Source organism: Metasolibacillus sp. (genome assembly GCF_025291715.1).
Lineage (GTDB): Bacteria > Bacillota > Bacilli > Bacillales_A > Planococcaceae > Metasolibacillus > Metasolibacillus louembei.
Window position 1 is genome coordinate 58,180 of sequence record NZ_JAMBIZ010000011.1, and the last position, 16,023, is coordinate 74,202.

At 40.0% G+C, this 16,023-nt stretch carries 17 protein-coding genes; 3 read left to right on the forward strand and 14 right to left on the reverse strand.

The features are described 5' to 3' along the window. Positions 1-3: 3 nt before the first annotated feature. From M3Z76_RS09325 to M3Z76_RS09350, 6 genes are all read right to left on the reverse strand, one after another. Entirely contained in the window at positions 4-2,448 is a 2,445-nt protein-coding gene (locus M3Z76_RS09325) for an ATP-dependent Clp protease ATP-binding subunit (RefSeq protein WP_293924034.1), read from the reverse strand. Further along, complete coding sequence (gene mcsB, locus M3Z76_RS09330; protein ID WP_293924032.1) at positions 2,438-3,532, reverse strand: protein-arginine kinase McsB; 1,095 nt, start codon at positions 3,530-3,532, stop codon at positions 2,438-2,440. Before mcsB ends, M3Z76_RS09325 begins: the two co-directional genes overlap by 11 nt. Continuing rightward, complete coding sequence (locus M3Z76_RS09335; protein ID WP_293924030.1) at positions 3,529-4,059, reverse strand: UvrB/UvrC motif-containing protein; 531 nt, start codon at positions 4,057-4,059, stop codon at positions 3,529-3,531. The genes mcsB and M3Z76_RS09335 overlap by 4 nt, the downstream gene beginning before the upstream one ends. 14 nt (positions 4,060-4,073) lie before the next feature. Then, on the reverse strand, positions 4,074-4,541 hold the full coding sequence (locus M3Z76_RS09340) for a CtsR family transcriptional regulator (RefSeq protein WP_293924029.1): 468 nt from the start codon (positions 4,539-4,541) through the stop codon (positions 4,074-4,076). A 199-nt stretch (positions 4,542-4,740) separates the two neighbouring features. Then, positions 4,741-5,046 carry a DUF4870 domain-containing protein gene (locus tag M3Z76_RS09345; protein WP_293924026.1) on the reverse strand — a complete coding sequence of 102 codons (306 nt, stop codon included), beginning with the start codon at positions 5,044-5,046 and terminating at the stop codon, positions 4,741-4,743. Positions 5,047-5,132: 86 nt separating this feature from the next. Beyond that, positions 5,133-5,345 carry an acyltransferase gene (locus M3Z76_RS09350; RefSeq protein ID WP_293924024.1) on the reverse strand — a complete coding sequence of 71 codons (213 nt, stop codon included), beginning with the start codon at positions 5,343-5,345 and terminating at the stop codon, positions 5,133-5,135. Positions 5,346-5,529: 184 nt separating this feature from the next. On the opposite strand from M3Z76_RS09350, the gene M3Z76_RS09355 reads away from it, so the two are divergent. After that, positions 5,530-6,849: a globin-coupled sensor protein gene (locus M3Z76_RS09355; RefSeq protein ID WP_293924022.1), complete on the forward strand. Its 1,320-nt coding sequence runs from the start codon at positions 5,530-5,532 to the stop codon at positions 6,847-6,849. A gap of 54 nt (positions 6,850-6,903) precedes the next feature. On the opposite strand, the gene M3Z76_RS09360 is transcribed toward M3Z76_RS09355, so the two are convergent. The 3 genes from M3Z76_RS09360 to adh form a co-directional block, all read right to left on the reverse strand. Beyond that, positions 6,904-7,380, reverse strand: a complete 477-nt coding sequence (locus tag M3Z76_RS09360; protein ID WP_293924019.1) for an acyl-CoA thioesterase — start codon at positions 7,378-7,380, stop codon at positions 6,904-6,906. Between the two features lie 112 nt (positions 7,381-7,492). Then, on the reverse strand, positions 7,493-7,855 hold the full coding sequence (locus tag M3Z76_RS09365; protein WP_293924017.1) for a DUF779 domain-containing protein: 363 nt from the start codon (positions 7,853-7,855) through the stop codon (positions 7,493-7,495). 15 nt (positions 7,856-7,870) lie between these two features. Then, a complete protein-coding gene (gene adh, locus M3Z76_RS09370; protein ID WP_293924015.1) occupies positions 7,871-9,391 on the reverse strand; it encodes an aldehyde dehydrogenase in 1,521 nt (506 codons plus the stop codon). Positions 9,392-9,642: 251 nt separating this feature from the next. Here adh and rluF point away from each other — a divergent pair, with 251 nt between their 5' ends. Beyond that, positions 9,643-10,344: a 23S rRNA pseudouridine(2604) synthase RluF gene (rluF, locus tag M3Z76_RS09375; RefSeq protein ID WP_293924014.1), complete on the forward strand. Its 702-nt coding sequence runs from the start codon at positions 9,643-9,645 to the stop codon at positions 10,342-10,344. Between the two features lie 23 nt (positions 10,345-10,367). Next, on the forward strand, positions 10,368-11,087 hold the full coding sequence (locus tag M3Z76_RS09380; RefSeq protein WP_293924012.1) for a DUF6904 family protein: 720 nt from the start codon (positions 10,368-10,370) through the stop codon (positions 11,085-11,087). 55 nt (positions 11,088-11,142) lie between these two features. Here M3Z76_RS09380 and M3Z76_RS09385 read toward each other — a convergent pair whose 3' ends face one another. The 5 genes from M3Z76_RS09385 to M3Z76_RS09405 all read right to left on the reverse strand — a co-directional run bounded on the left by M3Z76_RS09385 (position 11,143) and on the right by M3Z76_RS09405 (position 15,806). Continuing rightward, on the reverse strand, positions 11,143-11,850 hold the full coding sequence (locus M3Z76_RS09385) for an ABC transporter ATP-binding protein (protein WP_293924011.1): 708 nt from the start codon (positions 11,848-11,850) through the stop codon (positions 11,143-11,145). Further along, positions 11,850-12,623 carry an ABC transporter ATP-binding protein gene (locus M3Z76_RS09390; RefSeq protein ID WP_293924009.1) on the reverse strand — a complete coding sequence of 258 codons (774 nt, stop codon included), beginning with the start codon at positions 12,621-12,623 and terminating at the stop codon, positions 11,850-11,852. Before M3Z76_RS09390 ends, M3Z76_RS09385 begins: the two co-directional genes overlap by 1 nt. Continuing rightward, positions 12,620-13,558, reverse strand: a complete 939-nt coding sequence (locus M3Z76_RS09395) for a branched-chain amino acid ABC transporter permease (protein ID WP_293924007.1) — start codon at positions 13,556-13,558, stop codon at positions 12,620-12,622. The genes M3Z76_RS09390 and M3Z76_RS09395 overlap by 4 nt, the downstream gene beginning before the upstream one ends. Positions 13,559-13,568: 10 nt before the next feature. After that, the gene (locus tag M3Z76_RS09400) at positions 13,569-14,444 is read right to left on the reverse strand and encodes a branched-chain amino acid ABC transporter permease (RefSeq protein WP_293924005.1); all 876 of its coding nucleotides are present in this window, start codon (positions 14,442-14,444) and stop codon (positions 13,569-13,571) included. A gap of 138 nt (positions 14,445-14,582) precedes the next feature. Continuing rightward, entirely contained in the window at positions 14,583-15,806 is a 1,224-nt protein-coding gene (locus tag M3Z76_RS09405; protein WP_483310158.1) for an ABC transporter substrate-binding protein, read from the reverse strand. Positions 15,807-16,023 lie beyond the last annotated feature (217 nt).

Sequence of the window (16,023 nt, forward strand, 5' to 3'; positions counted from 1 at the left end):
GAATTAAGCCTCTACAGCATTTTCCTTTGCACGTACAACAAACTCATTATCAACATAGTCGAAAATAATTGTGCCACCTGTTAATACTGTGCCCTTTAATAGCTCCTCGGATAAACGATCCTCCACATGCTTTTGCAGTGCACGACGCAATGGACGGGCGCCATATTGTGGATCGTAGCCTTCCTCTGCAATTTTCGCAAGTGCTGCCTCCGTTAGCTCTAGCTCGATGTTTTGTTCTTGTAGACGCTTCGTTAAAGAAGCAGCCATTAAGGAAATGATTTCTTTTAAGTGTTCTTTTTCTAATGAATGGAACACAATCATTTCATCAATACGGTTTAAAAACTCTGGGCGGAATGCTTTTTTCAGCTCTTCTAACATTGTGTTCTTCATATCTTTATGCTTCGATTCTGAATTGCCCATGTTGAAGCCTAAGTTCTTTTGATATTTCAATGCATCCGCACCTACGTTGGATGTCATAATGACAACTGTGTTACGGAAATCAACTAAACGACCTTTCGAGTCTGTTAAACGACCATCCTCTAATACTTGTAATAAAATATTGAATACGTCTGGATGCGCCTTTTCAATTTCATCAAGTAATACTACTGAATATGGTTTGCGTCGTACCTTCTCCGTCAACTGACCACCTTCATCAAAGCCTACATAACCTGGAGGTGCGCCTACTAAACGAGAAGTTGAGTGTTTTTCCATATATTCGGACATATCAACGCGAATCATCGCATCCTCGTCACCAAACATCACCTCTGCTAATGCGCGCGCTAGCTCTGTTTTACCTACACCTGTAGGACCTAAGAAAATAAATGAGCCGATTGGACGTTTTGGGTCTTTTAAGCCAGCACGTGCGCGACGGATTGCACGAGAAATAGCTTCAACTGCCTCACCTTGCCCAACTACTCGCTTATGCAGCTCCTCCTCTAAATTTAACAGCTTCGCAGATTCTTCCTGTGCAATTTTATTAACTGGAATTCCAGTCCACATTGACACAACTGCCGCAATATCATCGACTGTTACTTGCGATTCTGCTTTGCCTTGTGATTCCTTCCACTCTTTCGTCGTTTGCTCCACTTCTTCTTTTAGCTTTTGCTCCGAATCACGTAAAGCTGCTGCCTTTTCAAACTCTTGACTTGATACAGCCGCATTTTTCTCAGAGCGGACACTTTCTAAGCGCTCCTCAAGCTCTTTTAAATTTGGTGGAACAATAAATGAGCGTAAGCGCACTTTCGATCCAGCTTCGTCAATTAAATCAATCGCTTTATCTGGTAAGAAACGATCTGAAATATAACGGTCTGATAATTTTGCTGCTGCCTCTACTGCCTCATCCGTAATTTTCACACGGTGATGCGCCTCATAACGGTCACGTAAGCCATAAATAATTTGCACTGTTTCTTCAACAGATGGCTCATCAACTTGAATGGGTTGGAAGCGTCGCTCTAAAGCGGCATCCTTTTCAATATATTTGCGGTACTCATCTAACGTTGTTGCACCGATACATTGTAATTCACCGCGTGCTAAGGACGGTTTCAAAATATTTGAAGCATCAATTGCTCCTTCTGCTCCACCAGCACCGATTAATGTATGCAATTCATCGATGAATAAAATGATATTGCCTGCTTGGCGAATTTCATCCATTACTTTTTTCAAACGGTCTTCGAATTCACCACGATATTTCGTACCAGCTACAACTGTTCCCATATCAAGTGTCATGACGCGCTTATCACGTAAAATTTCCGGCACCTCATTGTTGACGATTTGCTGTGCTAAGCCTTCCGCAATCGCTGTTTTACCTACACCTGGCTCACCAATTAACACAGGATTGTTTTTTGTACGACGTGATAATACTTCCACCACACGTGTAATTTCTTTCGAGCGACCAATTACTGGGTCTAGCGAGCCTTCACGCGCGATAGCAGTTAAATCGCGTGCTAAGCCGTCTAATGTTGGTGTGCTTGCTGTTGGGCTTGCCGCACCACCACCTGGTTGTGCTGTGTCGTTATTACCTAACAATAACAGGACTTGCTGACGCGCCTTATTTAGGCTTACATCTGCATTGGCTAAAACGCGCGCTGCTACCCCTTCACCCTCACGAATTAATGCTAATAAAATATGCTCTGTTCCAATGTAGGAATGACCTAATTTACGTGATTCATCAACGGATAATTCAATTACTTTTTTGGCACGTGGTGTATAGCTTACTGTTAAGCCCACTTTTTCAGTGCCTTTGCCAACTAGCTCCTCAATACCTGCCTCAATCGTTTGTGGGCTGACACCGATTGCCTCTAATGCTTTTGCAGCGATGCCGCCACCTTCACGAACAAGACCTAGTAAAATATGCTCCGTCCCAATTGCATCATGATTTAAACGGATGGCTTCTTCCTGTGCTAGTTGTAAAACCTTTTGTGCGCGTTGTGTAAAACGATTAAACATCATATGTTTCCTCTCCTTTTTCACCTGTAGTTAAACGATCTTCACCCAATTTTTCTTGGACATATTTTGCCCGATATATATCGCGGTCTACCGCATCGAGCACAGTACCTGCATATTGCTGAACAAAGCCTGGCTGAATAAACATGACGCATTCATTTAAACTGCTCGGCGAGATTCCTTGAATAAGCTTCAAATCGACACCTAATCGAACATTCGATAAACATGTCGCAGCTTCCTCACTCGTTAATACACGCGCATAGCGCAGTGTTCCAAGTGCTCGATTGACACGGTCATCCAATGTGACATGTGCACGCTCTAGCAATTTTTTGCGTGCATTGCGTTCCTTCTCAATAATTTGTTCAACAACCTTTTGCAGTTCATCTAAAATTTCACGCTCAGATTTCCCTAACGTTACTTGATTTGAGATTTGATAAATATTGCCTAAATTTTCACTGCCCTCTCCATATATACCACGCACGACCATACCTAAACGTGTCATCATTTGGATAAGGACATTCATTTGCTTCGACATTGTCAGCGCTGGTAAATGCATCATAATCGATGCTCGCAACCCTGTACCGACATTTGTCGGGCAGCTCGTTAAATAGCCGAATTGCTCATCGTATGCATAGCTTACTTGCTTCCCTAAGCGATCATCTAGCTCACTTGCTCGCTCATATGTTTCCATTAGCTGTAAGCCTGCGCTTAATACTTGAATACGTACGTGATCCTCTTCGTTGACCATGACACTTGTCGATTCGTCCCCCGATAAAAAGACGGCGGCTACCTCTCTATGCTTTGCTAAATAGGGGCTAATTAAATGTTTCTCTACTAACAATTGGCGCTCCAATGGTGATAAATCAGCCATTCGGAAATAAGAAAAATTTAATTGCTCCTGCGGCATCAAGAGCGCTTTCATAAGCTTCTCTTGTACTTCGTTTGCTTCTTGCTGTGAGAAGCTGAGCGGAAAGCGTGTATTCGCCATGTTTCTAGCAAGCCGAATACGTGTTGTCATGACGATATCGGAATCTTCGCCATTTCCCATCATGCATTTAGGCGCTTTCTTTAAAAAATGCTCGATATTCATACATCTACACCTCCAGCATCAAGCTTATGCTGAATTGATTTTATTTCATCCCTCATTTTTGCGGCGTCCTCAAAGCGTTCTTCTTCAATGGCATGCTGCATTTGCTGACGGATTTCCTCTATTTTTTGTTTTAGCTGCTCCACGCTAACCGCTACAGATTTACCTGTATGCTTAGTCCCTGCCTGTAAGCGACTAAGCACTGGTGGCAATTGCTCTCGGAATGTACTGTAGCACTCTGCACAGCCGAATTTCCCTTGCTTTAAAAATTGGCGGTATGTGAAGCCGCATGATGGGCATGCGTTTTGTGTCGTCTTTTTCTCTTCCGTCTGTGCATTTTTCCACATCGGTACACCAAACCAGTTTGAAATAAGCTGGTGTAACGCTACAGGCTCTTCCTGTATTTCTGTTTGAAATGGATGGAATTTCGAGGCACAATGGTCGCAATAATGCTTTTCGACTGTTTGCCCATTTTGTACTGTTGTCACTGTGACAGAGGCGTGTCTCTGTTTACAATGCTCACAAATCATGCTAATCACCTACCTTATTTATTGTCGTATTTCAACGTAATAAACATCGCCTTTACTATATATGCACGAACTTGGTCACGTAGTGGTAACGGTAATGCTAATGTTGAACGATCAATCGCAGCTAATATAAGCTTTGCCTCTCGCTTTGTAATGATTTCCTCATCTATTAAACGATATACCATATGCTCAACAGCCTGCTGTGTCACGGCATCACCAACCTGTGCCATCATATCGTCGATCAGCGCTGCCTTCGAATGAATTTCAACACGTAAAATGCGAATATAGCCACCGCCACCACGCTTACTTTCTACTAAATAACCTCTTTCTGCTGTAAACCTTGTATTAATAACGTAATTGATTTGAGACGGAACGCATTGAAATTTATCTGCAAGCTCGCTACGTTTAATTTCAATATGCTCCTGCTCACTTAATTCGAGAACTTGTTTCAAATAACCTTCTATAATATCAGATATATTCCGCACGATTGTCTCTCACCTCAATTCCACAACTGACTTTGACTATCTTTGACTTAATTATAAAAACAGCGAAATCGAAATGCAATTAAAAGCTCTCACGTAAATCGAAATTGTGTGAGAATTGTGTGTGTGCCTGGCACTCATACAATTACAAAAAAAGCAAAACCTCATAATTGAAGTTTTGCCCTTTTTCTTCTTTTTCAAACTATACCCAGTTACCAACAATCGGATAGCTCCAAGGTGTTTCATTAATTGCTTTCACAATACCGATTATCGGCACAACAATTAGCATAATGGAGAAAATAATTACAAATGGAATACCGATTAAAATGAACGATAAAAATCCGGAAATTGTAACTAACACCCACATCACGCCTTGGAACAATAGTGCTTGTATCGATAAACGTTTTACGACCTCATCTGAACTAATTAAGAAAAACAAAATTGGCACTAATACTGGTGCAAAAAATGCGCTTGCATGAATAATTACTTTTGACCATTTATCTTCCATTATAAATCAACCTCTCTTTTATATGTGTACTTTATATACGGTAGTAGGTTCTTGAAAGATTCACTTTTCACATAAAAAATTAATAATTAGTATGGACCTCTATCGTCTGGATTATCACCAGCTTGCGAGAATAGAAAATAAGAAATAATTGCCGAAAAAACAACAGCCCCTACAATAATTAAAAACTTATGTAATGAGGGTACATCTTCATATCTATTAAACACCATCATTGTTGATGAAACACCTACAACTGCCGAGAGTGGAATAACATATTTTAAACGTCCTTTATAAAATTTCATTAGTCGCTACTCCTTCATCATTTAATCACTTTCATTCTACCTTTTCATCTCCAAAAAGACAAACTTAGGCTTTAAACAAAATATTGCAAAACTATTATCTTAAATAGTAGAATAGGAATGTTATACTTTCTATTCTTTAAGGATAGATAGACTATACCTACTATATAATGAGATGGAGAAAATAATGGCGAATTGGTTTACAAAAAAGACTACTGAACAAACAACTTTTTTTGAAACATCAAAATATGTACAACAAGTTCAACTAGATGTTCATAATTACCCTGATTTAGTGAAACAACTACAATTGCTTAATTTGACAACAGAGGACTTGGCTATTTTGAAGCAATTGCAGCCACTTGCTAAAGATTTAGTTCCTACAATGGTTGAGCAATTTTATAGTGCAATTAGCTTACAATCGAATTTAGTATCGATTATACAAGCAAATTCACAAATCGACCGTTTAAAGAAAACTTTAATAAAGCATTTAAATGATATTTTTGACAGTCAAATTAACACTGCCTATATAGAGGAGCGCAAAGTTATCGCACATATTCATGTACGAATTGGCTTGAAATCAAAATGGTATATCGCTTCATTCCAATCATTAATGTCGACTTTTATCGCATTTATTAATGACTTAAACATGTCTAAAAATGACTGCATTCGAGCTATCAATGCATTCTCCAAAATAATTAATTTTGAACAGCAGCTTGTTATCGAAGCTTATGAAAATGAGGAAGAACGCATCCGCCTAGAGCTGGAAGCATCAAAGCACGCTCTAATCAACACGCTACAAGGGACTTCCGAAGAGCTTAGTGCGACAAGTGATGAAACATCAGCATCATTACAAACTATTTCTCATCAAGCAGAAGGAATTAGCTCCGCTACTGAGCAAGGCTTAGCCTTCGTGGCAGAAACTGAGGAGAAATCAAATTTAGGAAAAAGTCATCTTGAAACGCAAACTCGTTTAATGAATACCATTTTAACAGGTGTGGAAACATTAGAGGCATCAATGGCAGCTTTACGTACATCTTCTCAAAAAATTTCAGAAATCGTTGGACTTGTAACAGCCATTGCAGATCAAACGAATTTACTAGCATTGAACGCATCCATCGAGGCAGCACGTGCAGGTGAGCATGGTAAAGGCTTTGCTGTTGTAGCAGATGAAGTAAGAAAATTGGCAGAAGAAACAAAAACAGCCGTTCAAAATGTAGCACACCTAATAAAAGAAACAGAAAACAATATTTTAACAATGGCTAGCTCAGTACAAGGCGTTGACTCGCAAGTACAGCAAACAGTGGAAACACAGCAAAATCTTGCCGCATCATTTACGTCTATTACTGAGGCGGTATCAGGCATTAAACAGCAATATATGAACACAAACAATGATATCCGCACAATTTCAAATTTAATCGCAGAGTTAACAGAGGCATCAGCAACTGTTGCTGCTTTCTCCGATGAATTATTGCAAATTGTAACGAAAATTAACGTGTTAGAAGACTAAAAAAGAGCTATATAGGAAGCAGGTTCACTGCTCCTATATAGCTCTTTAAGCTTTTTAATACTGTAATGCACGCTTGGCTTTACGATATTCTCTACGCTTCGGTGCAGTTTCGAATAGGCGTTTCTCCGCCTCCGTTTCTGGGTACACACCTACAACCTCTCTCGGCTTCCCTTCTGCATCTACCGCTACCATCGTAACGAAGGATTCCGTTGTTAAACGCTCCTCACGTGTTTTTAAATTGCGTGTCACAACGCGCACATAAATTTCCATTGATGTACGTCCTGTTGATGTGACAATGCCTTCTAGCTCTAAAACATCTCCTACATAAGCTGGGGAAACAAAATCAACTGAATCAATCGAAGCTGTAACAACATCTCCCTTTGCATGCTTCATTGATGCAATAGCAGCAATTTCATCAATATAAGCTAACACACGACCACCAAAAATGGAGCCATGATGGTTTGTATCGGGTGGTAGCACAAGTCGTGTTTGAATTGTACGTGAATAACTCATCGGTACGGCATTTCCCATATTTATCTCTCCTTCAAGAGCAATCTTCCTTTTATGTTACATGCCTGTACGTGGAAATTCAAATGTTTTGCGATGAATAAGACCGATTCACGTACGTGAATCGGTCCATCCATTATTGCTCCATATTCAATTGCTGCTGTTCCTCCTGTGTAAATACACGCGACCTTGTCAAAAAGCGTTTACCTTCCACACCTTCTAACGAAAACATCCCCCCACGTCCTTCTACCACATCAATAATGAGCTGTGTATGCTTCCAATACTCAAATTGATTTTTGTGTATATAAAACGGTGCGCCGCCAATCTCACCAAGCAATATATCTTGGTCACCTAAAAATAAATCGCCTTGCGGATAACACATCGGGGAAGAGCCATCACAGCATCCTCCTGATTGATGGAACATAATAGGGCCATGACGCTCCGTTAATAAGTGGATTAGCTCAAGTGCTAACTCTGTCGCTGTTACACGTTCAACCATTTCATCAGCACCTCCTTAGAAGAAGCCTGCTCGATTCGGGTCATAGCTCACTAATAAGTTTTTCGTTTGCTGGTAGTGACTTAACATCATTTTATGGTTTTCTCGTCCAATACCTGACATTTTATAACCACCAAATGCCGCATGTGCTGGATATTGGTGATAGCAGTTCGTCCAAACACGCCCCGCTTGGATGCCACGACCGAAACGATATGCCGTATTCATATCACGTGTCCAAATACCTGAGCCTAAACCATATAATGTGTCATTGGCTATTTCTAGCGCCTCTTCCTTCGTTTTAAATGTCGTAACAGCTACAACCGGTCCGAAAATCTCCTCTTGGAAAATGCGCATTTTGTTATCGCCTTTAAACACAGTTGGCTGAATATAATAGCCATCTGTAAAGTCAGCGTCTAACTCATTACGTTCGCCACCAATTAGACATTCCGCACCTTCTTGCTTCCCAATATCTAAGTAAGAAAGGATTTTTTCCATCTGCTCTATAGAGGCTTGTGCGCCCATCATCGTATTCGGGTCGAGCGGATTACCTGTTTTAATCGCCTCTACACGCTTCAATACACGCTCCATAAATGGCTCATAAATCGACTCCTGAATTAAGGCACGTGATGGACATGTACATACTTCGCCTTGGTTTAATGCGAACATAACAAAGCCTTCAACTGCCTTATCTAAAAATTCATCATCCTGCGCCATAATATCCTCGAAGAAAATATTCGGTGATTTTCCACCCAATTCAAGCGTTACAGGAATAATATTTTGCGATGCATATTGCATAATTAAACGTCCCGTTGTCGTTTCACCTGTAAAGGCAATTTTGCCAATGCGTGTGCTTGATGCAAGTGGCTTCCCTGCTTCTAAGCCGAAACCGTTTACAATATTCACTACGCCTGGTGGTAATAAGTCTTCAATCAATTCCATCACTACTAAAATGGATACTGGCGTTTGCTCCGCTGGCTTTAATACAACACAGTTCCCAGCTGCAAGTGCAGGCGCAAGCTTCCATGTCGCCATTAAAATTGGGAAATTCCAAGGGATAATTTGTCCTACTACACCTATTGGCTCATGGAAATGATAAGCGACTGTATTGTTATCAATTTGGCTTAATGAGCCTTCCTGTGCCCGAATAACGCCTGCAAAATAACGGAAATGGTCAATTGCTAACGGAATATCTGCATTTAACGTTTCACGTACAGCTTTCCCATTCTCCCAAGTCTCAGCTACTGCCAGCATTTCAAGATTTGCTTCCATACGGTCAGCTATTTTCAATAAAATATTGCTGCGCTCTGTTGGCGATGTGCTTCCCCATGCATCTTTTGCCGCATGTGCTGCATCAAGCGCTAGCTCAATATCCTCTTCTGTAGAACGTGCCACCTGTGTGAATACCTTGCCTGTTACAGGTGTTGGATTATCGAAATATTGCCCTTTCGTAGGTGGTGTCCATTTGCCTCCAATATAGTTGTCATAACGTTCTTTAAAATGAATTAATGCCCCTTCTGTGTTCGGAAATGCATATACCATTACATTCTCTCTCCTTCGTTATGAATATTAGAACATACCCTAAATGTTATGCTGTAGCGAGCGCTAGTAGAAAGGTAGTCTTATATTTTATTTTGTCAGAAAAACTAGAATATTTCAATTTTTATCACTTAAATAAATTTGATTTCATTCCCTACATTTCCAATAGAAAATGTTTATATTAAGCTACTCTATTCCTTATTTTCATTCGGATATTGTATACTTACATTATTCAAATTAAAGGATGAGAAACGATGCGTATTAATAAATTTTTAGCAGAAACAGGTACAGTATCGCGACGCGGTGCAGATAAATGGATTGAAGAAGGACGAATTACAATTAACGGAGAGCTTGCTACGATTGGTAGCCAAGTACAGGATGGTGATATTGTTTGCGTAGATGGCAAGCCCGTTGCCAAGGAAGAGCAGCTTGTTTACATTGCGCTCAACAAGCCCGTTGGCATTACAAGCACAACCGAAAAGCATATTAAAGGCAATGTTGTTGATTTTGTTAATCACCCATTGCGCATTTTCCATATCGGCCGTTTAGATAAAGATTCAGAAGGTTTGTTATTATTAACAAATGATGGCGATATCGTCAACGAGATTTTGCGTGCTGAACACCATCACGAAAAGGAATACGTTGTGCAAGTAGATAAACCAATTACAGATAAATTTTTGCAGCAGATGGCAGCAGGTGTCGATATTTTAGATACGACAACTTTACCTTGTCGTGTTGAAAAAATATCAAGCAATGTATTCAAAATTATTTTAGAGCAAGGCTTAAATCGCCAAATTCGCCGCATGTGCTCAGCGCTTGGCTATTCTGTTAAGCGACTACAGCGTATTCGCATTATGAATATTCACTTAGGCAACTTAAAGGTTGGACAGTGGCGTGATTTAACAGAGCAGGAGCGAAAGGAATTATTCAAGCATCTAAATTACAAAAAGTCGTAGCACAAGTCTAGGAGGGTGAGAATATGCTCACAATTCAACCAACACCATTACTAACAGGCGCTCGTATTAGCGGCGATTACTGGGATATTGACCAGCTCATAAATGCTATTTACCACATTACAGGCGATGCCAAGCGCTATTACGACTATCAAGGCGCTCGAGGTCGCATTTTAAACGTCTGCTATAAACTTCGGCAAGCGACAAAAGGTGAGCACCATATTGAATATATTGCAAACGGTATTAATCGCGGCATACAAATAAAGCAAAAAAAGATGATTCCTGAAAAAAATATTTATTTCAGTGTCGATATTTTATGGCCAGAACTACTTTTCACAGCAATCACCTTAAATGACTTTATCCGTTTACACCAGGAGCTAATTGATGATGCTCAGTGGAATCAGCATATTGCAGCAGTACGCCATTTCCAAGCGCTCGTTGCAGATAATTTGCATGAATTGATTGGTGAGGAGCATTACGCAATTTTTCTACATGTGTTAAATGACAAGACAGCATGCTATTTCCGCTATGCTACACAGTATGTAGATGTGCTCAACCTTGAATATTTAGCTTTGTCACAGGAGGAACGGGCAGCCCATCTTTCTGCCTTTGCGATTCGTTTAGTCGTGGAGGGTGAGGACTATCAAATATTGTTAGCTCAGCTTATGCAAGCCGCAAAGGAAACAAAGCTTGCGCTACATGAGCTACAGATCTCGTTGAAATATCCAGAATTTATTGATTGGTAGCTACGTCTTTCAAACATAAAAAGGGTGTCTGATCTTATCAGACACCCTCCATTCACTATAATCCACCGAGATAAGCTGCTTTTACCTCTTCGCTCTCCTGCAACTCTTTTGCCGAGCCAGATAATACGATTTTTCCTGTTTCTAATACATATGCTCGATGTGCTACAGACAATGCCATATGTGCGTTTTGCTCAACTAATAACACCGTCACACCTTCTTTATTTACCATCTCAATAATATTGAAAATGTTTTTTACCATTAAAGGTGCGAGCCCCATCGATGGCTCATCCATTAAAATAAGCTTTGGCTTTGCCATTAAGGCGCGTCCCATCGCGAGCATTTGCTGTTCGCCGCCTGACAGCGTGCCCGACAGCTGCTTATGACGCTCGAAAAGGCGTGGGAACAGCTCATATACGTGCTCCATGTCTTTTTTAATGCCATCTCGATCTTTACGTAAATAAGCGCCTAGCTCTAAGTTTTCCTCTACTGTCATATTTGCGAATACGCGTCGTCCCTCTGGAACATGCGAAATACCCGCCTTTACAATTGATTGTGCTGCTTTTCCATCAATTGCTGATCCTAAGTATTCAATAGAGCCTTTTTTTGGTTTAAGCAAGCCTGATATTGTTTTTAATAGCGTGCTTTTGCCTGCACCGTTTGCTCCAATTAACGTTACAATCTCACCTTCATTTACTTCTAAGGAGATGCCCTTTAATGCTTGAATATTACCATAGTATACGTCGATATCATTGATTTTCAGCATTATTCCGTTACCTCCTCTCCTAAATATGCCTCTATTACCTTTGGATTTGAACGAATTTCTGCTGGTGGCCCTTCCGCAATAAGCTGACCATGGTCTAGCACATAAATGCGTTCGCAAATGCCCATAACTAAGCTCATATCGTGTTCAATTAATAAAATCGTTAAATTAAATTCTTTTCGGATAAAGGCAATGAGATCCATTAATTCCTTCGTTTCTTGCGGGTTCATCCCTGCTGCTGGCTCATCCAGTAGCAAAAGTTTTGGACCCGCCGCTAATGCACGTGCAATTTCTAAGCGACGTTGCATCCCATATGGCAAGTTTTTCGATAGCTCATCCTTATATACGTCTAAGCCGAAAATCTTTAAAAAGGCTAGCGACTCCTGCTCCATTTTTGCCTCACCTGAAAAATGCTTTGGTAGACGGAAAATAGAGGACAAAATATTGTGATTTGCTAAAGAGTGGTTCGCTACTTTTACATTGTCTAATACTGAGAGCTCTTTAAATAAACGAATATTTTGGAATGTACGACTAATCCCACCGCGCGTTACTTTATATGGGTCTAGCCCTTGAATTTGCTTACCGTCAAACGTAATTGTACCTTCTGTCGGCGCATACACACCTGTTAACATATTAAATGTCGTTGTTTTTCCCGCTCCATTCGGTCCAATTAAACCAATAAGCTCACCCTGATCCATGTACATATTAACGTTCTGTACAGCCTTTAAACCACCAAATTGAATACCTAAACCATCTACTTTAAGAAGTGTACTCATACTTTCGTACCTCCTCTTTTACCAAACTTAAATAAATCTGTAATTTCCTTCGTTCCTAATAACCCTGTTGGTCGGTAAAGCATCACTAAAATTAAAACAAGTGAATAAATAATCATTCGTGTTTCAGGGAAAGCCTGTAAATATGTTGAAATGAATGTTAAGAAAATGGCTGCTATCACCGCACCTGATAGACTACCTAACCCCCCAAGTACAACTAAAATTAAAATATCAAATGACTTTAAAAAGCCAAATGCTGTTGGTTGAATAATATAAAAGTTATGTGCATAAATTGCACCTGCGATTCCTGCAAAAAATGAGCCGATAGCAAACGCTGCTACTTTGTAGTAAGTCGTATTAATACCCATCGCATCTGCCGCAATTTCGTCTTCACGAATTGAAATACACGCTCGACCATGACGGGAGTTTGTAAAGTTTGAAATGATGATAATTGTAATAGCAACACCTATAAAGGCGGAAGTCCATGTAGATAAGTGTGTCACTTGCATACCTGCTGCTCCACCGACATAATCCACATTGACAAAAATAATACGAATAATTTCCGCAAACCCTAGTGTCGCAATTGCTAAATAATCACCTCTTAAACGTAAAGACGGAATCCCAACGACTAATCCTGCTAGCATAGCAGCAAGTGCCCCTGCTAAAATTGCAACCGGGAACGGCATGCCTAGCTTCATCGTAAAAATAGCAGATATATAGGCACCGATTGCTAAAAACCCTGCGTGTCCAATCGAGAACTGTCCTGTTACACCAATGACAAGATGTAAGCTAACTGCTAACATAACGTTAATACACATCGTAATAAGCATATTTTGATAATGCATATTGACCATACCGAAAGAAATGAGTGCTTGCACGACTATATAAATCACTAGTGCGATAATCGCATAGCCCCAAAAGACTTTAGACTTTTTCATCCTCGCTCACCTACACTTTCTCACGAGCATTTTTCCCGAAAATACCCGCTGGTCTTAAAATTAAAATTAAGATTAAAATAATGAATGCTGCTGCATCGCGCCACATCGAGAAGCCTAATGCACTAACAATTGTTTCAACAACGCCAAGCACAAGACCACCAGCCATTGCACCTGGAATAATACCGATACCGCCTAACACGGCTGCCACAAAGGCCTTTAAGCCTGGTAATACACCCATTAATGGCTCAATTCGCGTATAGTAAATACCGAAAATAACACCCGCTGCACCCGCTAATGCTGAACCGATAGCAAATGTCGCCGAAATCGTATTATCTACATTAATTCCCATTAAACGTGCTGCATCAGCATCATGAGATACCGCACGCATTGCCTTCCCGATTTTTGTTCGATGCACGATAAATTGTAATAATAGCATTAAAACGATAGATACACCTAAAATAAAAATAGATTTTGTGTCAATTTGTACACCGAAAATGTTTAATGTTGACCTTTCAAAAATTGTTGGATATGCCTCTGGTGATGCACCACGGAAGAAAATAACCGTATACTCAATTAATAGCGAAACCCCTATCGCTGTAATCAATGCTGCAATTCGCGTTGCGTTACGAAGGCGCTTATAGGCTACCCTTTCGATAATAACTCCTATTACTGCGCATAAAATCATTGCCATTAACAATGCTGGAATAAAGTGCATATCCCATCTAGCAATCGCAAAGAAGCCAATAAATGCACCAAGCATGAAAACATCACCATGCGCAAAGTTAATCAGCTTAATAATGCCATAAACCATCGTATAGCCAAGCGCAATGAGCGCATAAATACTACCAAGTGAAATCCCATTGACGATTTGCTGTATCCATTCCATTTTTCTCACTCCTTCTGTCTGAATTCACTAGAATGTTTCCCACCTTATGTAGATGGCGAAATAATTGCCCCATTAGCCAATTGACACTTAACCGGAAAAAAAGGGAGGCATCAGTCGCCCCCCTCATGTCACTTAGATTTAAGGATTCACTTTAGAGTTGAACACTTGGTTGCCGTCTTTGAATTCAAGAACTGTTGCTGATTTAACTGGGTTGTGTTTTTCATCTACTGTAAATTTACCTGTCACTAAGCTTAAATCCTTTGTTTCAGCTAATGCATTTTTAATTGCTTCGCCTGTAACATTATCACCTGCACGTTCAATTGCATCTTTTAAGTAGTACACTGTATCATAGCCTAAAGCGTGGAAAGCATTTGGTGATTGGTTATACTTCCCTTTGAACGCCTCTACAAATTTTTGAATCGTTGGATCTGGATCTTCAGATGAATAGTGATTTGTAATATACGTATCATTTAATGCTTCATTTCCTGCTAGCTCCACTAATGTTGGTGAATCCCAACCATCTGCACCCATCAATGGTACTGTAATACCTAACTCACGAGCTTGCTTAACAATTAGCCCCACTTCTTCATAGTAGCCTGGAATGAAAATGAAATCTGGGTTTTTCCCTTTAATGTTTGTTAATGTTGATTTGAAATCTACATCCTTCGCTACATAGGCTTGTTCAATTACAACGTTACCTCCGTTGGCTTCAATCGTTTCTTTAAACGAAGCTGCTAGGCCCTTTGCATAGTCAGATGCATTATCAGCATAAATCGCTACATTTTTTGCACCAAGCTCATTTGTTGCAAAGTTTGCCGCTACAGTTCCTTGGAATGGGTCAATAAAGCATGTACGGAATGCATATTCATTAATTGAACCATCATCGTTCTCAGTAATATTTGGCGCTGTACCAGAAGCAGTTACAACAGGAACCTTATGCTGATTTGCTATTTGCACTGTCGCTACTGTATTTCCTGAAGTTGCTGGTCCAATCATCGCCACAACTTTTTCCTGCTCAGCTAAACGAATTGCCGCAGAAGCTGCCTCAGCATTTTCAGATTTATTATCTACTTTGATTAACTCAATTTTTTTACCATTGATGCCGCCTGCCGCATTAATTTCATCAATCGCTAATGTTGCACCATCAGCAATCGATAGACCATACGACGCTACACCACCTGATAATTCAAGGTTTGCACCAATTTTAATTGTATCGCCATCAGCGGAGTTACCACTACCACCTGATGAGCCCCCATTTGATGAGCTTCCACCTGAATCAGCCCCACACCCTGCAAGTGCTCCAGCTAACACCGATGTAGCTAAAAATATAGAAGCGAATTTCTTTAGTTTGTAATGTTTCATAATGATAAAACACCCTCTCAATAAATTTTCTAATGTTTTAGTATTTTCAGATAATTATACATAAAACTTTTCTCCTGTACAATATATTTTTAAATATTTCGAAATATCTAGTTAAATTGATTATTCAGACATTTTAAAGCTCACTATTTTACTTGATTTTTATTATTCTGTCCATACCTTTTCGGTTAGAAAAATAGCTTCTATGATAGCAATTACC

Excerpts from the sequence above, each read along its gene's own strand:
- M3Z76_RS09325 (WP_293924034.1), bottom strand. The coding sequence starts at position 2,448 with ATGATGTTTAATCGTTTTACACAACGCGCACAAAAGGTTTTACAACTA.
- M3Z76_RS09345 (WP_293924026.1), bottom strand. The coding sequence starts at position 5,046 with ATGGAAGATAAATGGTCAAAAGTAATTATTCATGCAAGCGCATTTTTT.
- M3Z76_RS09360 (WP_293924019.1), bottom strand. The coding sequence starts at position 7,380 with ATGGGAAATGCCGTACCGATGAGTTATTCACGTACAATTCAAACACGA.
- M3Z76_RS09350 (WP_293924024.1), bottom strand. The coding sequence starts at position 5,345 with ATGAAATTTTATAAAGGACGTTTAAAATATGTTATTCCACTCTCGGCA.
- M3Z76_RS09400 (WP_293924005.1), bottom strand. The coding sequence starts at position 14,444 with ATGGAATGGATACAGCAAATCGTCAATGGGATTTCACTTGGTAGTATT.
- M3Z76_RS09365 (WP_293924017.1), bottom strand. The coding sequence starts at position 7,855 with ATGGTTGAACGTGTAACAGCGACAGAGTTAGCACTTGAGCTAATCCAC.
- M3Z76_RS09395 (WP_293924007.1), bottom strand. The coding sequence starts at position 13,558 with ATGAAAAAGTCTAAAGTCTTTTGGGGCTATGCGATTATCGCACTAGTG.
- M3Z76_RS09385 (WP_293924011.1), bottom strand. The coding sequence starts at position 11,850 with ATGCTGAAAATCAATGATATCGACGTATACTATGGTAATATTCAAGCA.
- M3Z76_RS09335 (WP_293924030.1), bottom strand. The coding sequence starts at position 4,059 with ATGATTTGTGAGCATTGTAAACAGAGACACGCCTCTGTCACAGTGACA.
- M3Z76_RS09390 (WP_293924009.1), bottom strand. The coding sequence starts at position 12,623 with ATGAGTACACTTCTTAAAGTAGATGGTTTAGGTATTCAATTTGGTGGT.
- M3Z76_RS09380 (WP_293924012.1), top strand. The coding sequence starts at position 10,368 with ATGCTCACAATTCAACCAACACCATTACTAACAGGCGCTCGTATTAGC.
- mcsB (WP_293924032.1), bottom strand. The coding sequence starts at position 3,532 with ATGAATATCGAGCATTTTTTAAAGAAAGCGCCTAAATGCATGATGGGA.
- rluF (WP_293924014.1), top strand. The coding sequence starts at position 9,643 with ATGCGTATTAATAAATTTTTAGCAGAAACAGGTACAGTATCGCGACGC.
- M3Z76_RS09355 (WP_293924022.1), top strand. The coding sequence starts at position 5,530 with ATGGCGAATTGGTTTACAAAAAAGACTACTGAACAAACAACTTTTTTT.
- adh (WP_293924015.1), bottom strand. The coding sequence starts at position 9,391 with ATGGTATATGCATTTCCGAACACAGAAGGGGCATTAATTCATTTTAAA.
- M3Z76_RS09405 (WP_483310158.1), bottom strand. The coding sequence starts at position 15,806 with ATGAAACATTACAAACTAAAGAAATTCGCTTCTATATTTTTAGCTACA.